The 3,113-nt window shown below is 31.6% G+C and carries 4 protein-coding genes; all 4 read left to right on the forward strand.

The annotated features are described in order from the left end of the window. Positions 1-127: 127 nt before the first annotated feature. The 4 genes from ETU08_RS00540 (at position 128) to ETU08_RS00555 (ending at position 3,070) form a co-directional block, all read left to right on the forward strand. Positions 128-358, forward strand: a complete 231-nt coding sequence (locus ETU08_RS00540; protein ID WP_146261063.1) for a hypothetical protein — start codon at positions 128-130, stop codon at positions 356-358. Next, a complete protein-coding gene (locus ETU08_RS00545; RefSeq protein WP_146261064.1) occupies positions 348-644 on the forward strand; it encodes a type II toxin-antitoxin system RelE/ParE family toxin in 297 nt (98 codons plus the stop codon). Before ETU08_RS00540 ends, ETU08_RS00545 begins: the two co-directional genes overlap by 11 nt. Positions 645-1,917: 1,273 nt before the next feature. Continuing rightward, on the forward strand, positions 1,918-2,556 hold the full coding sequence (locus tag ETU08_RS11850; protein WP_185145246.1) for a scabin-related ADP-ribosyltransferase: 639 nt from the start codon (positions 1,918-1,920) through the stop codon (positions 2,554-2,556). Positions 2,557-2,575: 19 nt separating this feature from the next. Continuing rightward, entirely contained in the window at positions 2,576-3,070 is a 495-nt protein-coding gene (locus ETU08_RS00555) for a hypothetical protein (protein ID WP_146261065.1), read from the forward strand. Positions 3,071-3,113 lie beyond the last annotated feature (43 nt).

Consider the following 3,113-nt stretch of genomic DNA (forward strand, 5'->3'; position numbering starts at 1 on the left):
AGTTCGATTACTCAACAATACCAAACTACAAACTTAGAACAGTTGAAAAATGAGATTGAAAATTTACATCCATTAAATCAAAGAAAAAAAAGTAAATTTGATTACCTGTCCAGTAACAATTAAAAAAATGAACACAACAGAATTAAAAAAAAGAATAAAAAAGAATGTAGATCAAGCCGATGAAAGGATGCTACGTCTGATTAATGCCATGTTTGAAAGCGAACAATCCAGTTCCCCAGTTCCCCAATGGGTGTATGACGAAATAGAAGAACAAAAAGAACAAATCCAAAACGGAGAAATTAAATTATCCGAATGGAAAGAAGTAAAACAACGATTAAAAGAAAAATATGCAATATAAGCTATTGCTAACCCCTTTTGCTGAAAGAGATTTAGACGAAGCCCTACAATGGTATAATACACAACAAGAAAAGTTAGGATTTAGATTTATTGCAACCGTTGAAGATTATTTTATAAGAATTTTACAATATCCCAAGTCTTACCCTATTAAATCTAACTCAAACAGAGAAGCTTATATAAAAAAATTCCCTTATGTTATTATTTATGGACTAAAAGAATCTACACAAGAAATTGTCATTTATCGAATATTCAATACCCATCAAAATCCTGAAAAAAAACCTAAATAAGAACTAGTCAAACAAGCTTTTTACATCCTCAATCTACCCACTTACTACCTAGATACTCCTCCCTCAAACGCTCATTGAAAAGGTATTCGTCCGCGCTCAAACCCAGTTACACAGCCCAGCACTCCAGTTGCAAGAATTCACTTACGTTTGGCTGTTTCACGTGTTTCGCTTGTCCTCATTCGCAACTTACTCGTCTGCTCCTAAAGTCGCATCCGCCGTTGCTTATAGGTTTTGCTCGCAGGCAGGTGCTTGCGCGCCACGGGGACGAAATACCCATGTAAAAAAGTAAACCACTTTTAACCCCGTTCACGGGCGGTTTATTCGCCAAAAAATAATAAGGAAGATTTATTTTATTTTTGGCAAGCCCCCACCGCCCGCGCTCGCACACTCGCTTTACTGCTCGCTAGGACGCATAAAGCTCGTTTTTAAAAACTCGCAGCCCTCTTTTATAAAAACCACGAACGTTTTTAAAAAGAACAACCGCCACCCCCGAAAGCCCAACGCCCTATGTTCTTTTTAAAATCCGTTAACCCTTTTTCTTTCAACTGAAAAAAAAGAGAACCACCTAAAAGCAGTTCTCCAAAAAAAATCTAGTCATAATAAAACACAACGATAATAAAAAAGAGAAACACAAAAAACTTAATCTACATTAACAAAAACCCCAAATACAAAAAAATATTGCCATAAAGAAAAAAAAAATATCCCCTTGTATATTTGTCCCCAAAAAGCAGAAAAAAACCAAAAATATTTACCCAAAAAAACACCCCCGAATCATATAAAAAAACAACACAAAAAAAACTAACAAGAGGGAGTGGCGGAACACCAAAAACGAAAAAACTATATAGCTGATAATCAATACAATAGGAAAAAATCATTTTAATAAAACTTATAATAAAATACCAAAAGCACCAGAAAGATAAAATACAAATAACACACAATCAATAAGATATCGCCAAAAAACAGATAAAAAAAATGTTAAGTTTTATTATAAGTTTTATCCCAAAAGCCCCTAAAAGAGCCAAAAAAAATCAGGCAGTCATTAGATTCTTACAATTGAAAAAAGAGAGTTAATTAAGCCCCAAAAACGAGTATAAAAGATACGAAAAAATAAAATAAAATAAAAATCCAATATTTTACTTTCAACTGAAAAAAAAAAAATCCTGCCCGAAAGCAGGATTATTGAAATCATAAATAAATTATAACCTTATTTTTAGTCCGATAAAGATAGATATTTTTTATTTCAAATGGAATAAAAAATTATAAATTTGAGCCAATGAAAAAGTATCTATACTTTATACTTTTAGTCCTATCTATTTGTTTCAACTGGAATAGAGTAGAAGCAAAAAGTATTCACTCGCGCGAGGCAAAAGGAAGCGCAGAGTTAGACTATAATCGTTTCCGTTACTATAGCCCCCAAACTGGACAATACATCTCCAAAGACCCCATCGGACTGGCAGGGAATAACCCGAATATGTATGCTTATACGCATGACTCCAATACGATGGTCGACTTGTTTGGATTGGATTTAATTACTGTATATAGATTTGACACAAGATCTCCTAGTGAGATTAAAGCTGGGGGAGGATTTGTTGCATACAAACCAGATGCAAATGTAGATTTATTAACTTATGCTAAGAAAAATCCTCAATCACAATATATATCTACTTCATATAGTTTACAAAGTGCTAAAGATTTCTCTAAATATCATAGTGGAGAGGGATATATCTATAAAATAGAGATCGACGATTCTAAAGGTGTAAACGTCAATGAAGTTTTAGGAGCTAAAAGTCCTTATCCTAAAGAAAATGAGTTTGCTGTATTCAAAGAAATACCTAATGAAAATATAAAAGGTCATACTCATGCTAAAGATATTACAGATATTAATGATATTAAATGGCTTTGTCCTTACTAATGCATGTAATCTAAGAAAAATGAATACTCAAGAGAATTTTCAAAGTTTTAATATTGAATGCTTAAATTCTAAAGATAGTAGGATTAAGGCAATTATTAATATTTGGACTAATAAAGAGATAAATCCAACTATTGTTGATATAGATACAAAAAAGCCATATACATATCAAGGTATATTTGAAGTAACTTATATTGAATATAAAGATTCTGAAAATGTATCCTTTTTAACTAAAGATATTAGAAAGTTTGAAGCATTTTATAAGTTATATAAGCAAACTGAAAATAAAAATATAAGGATGTTAATAAAAGGATGTAGTATTGAAAATTATATGGTCAAATTTTTAGTAAATACTCTATTCACTATGAAGTTAGAAATGGGAGTTAGAGTAGACTATTCTACACCCACTATTGGTATCTTTGAAGAAGAAGAAGATGTAAATCAAATAGCAACTGTCCAAGAACAGAAAGCATATTACCATCGATGGTTAAAAAGTATAGAAGGCTTACCTTATTAAGATTATGGAAAAAAGCTTATTAAAAGATATACTTTATGGAGTA

It is taken from the genome of Apibacter muscae, assembly GCF_007845635.1.
Lineage (GTDB): Bacteria > Bacteroidota > Bacteroidia > Flavobacteriales > Weeksellaceae > Apibacter > Apibacter muscae.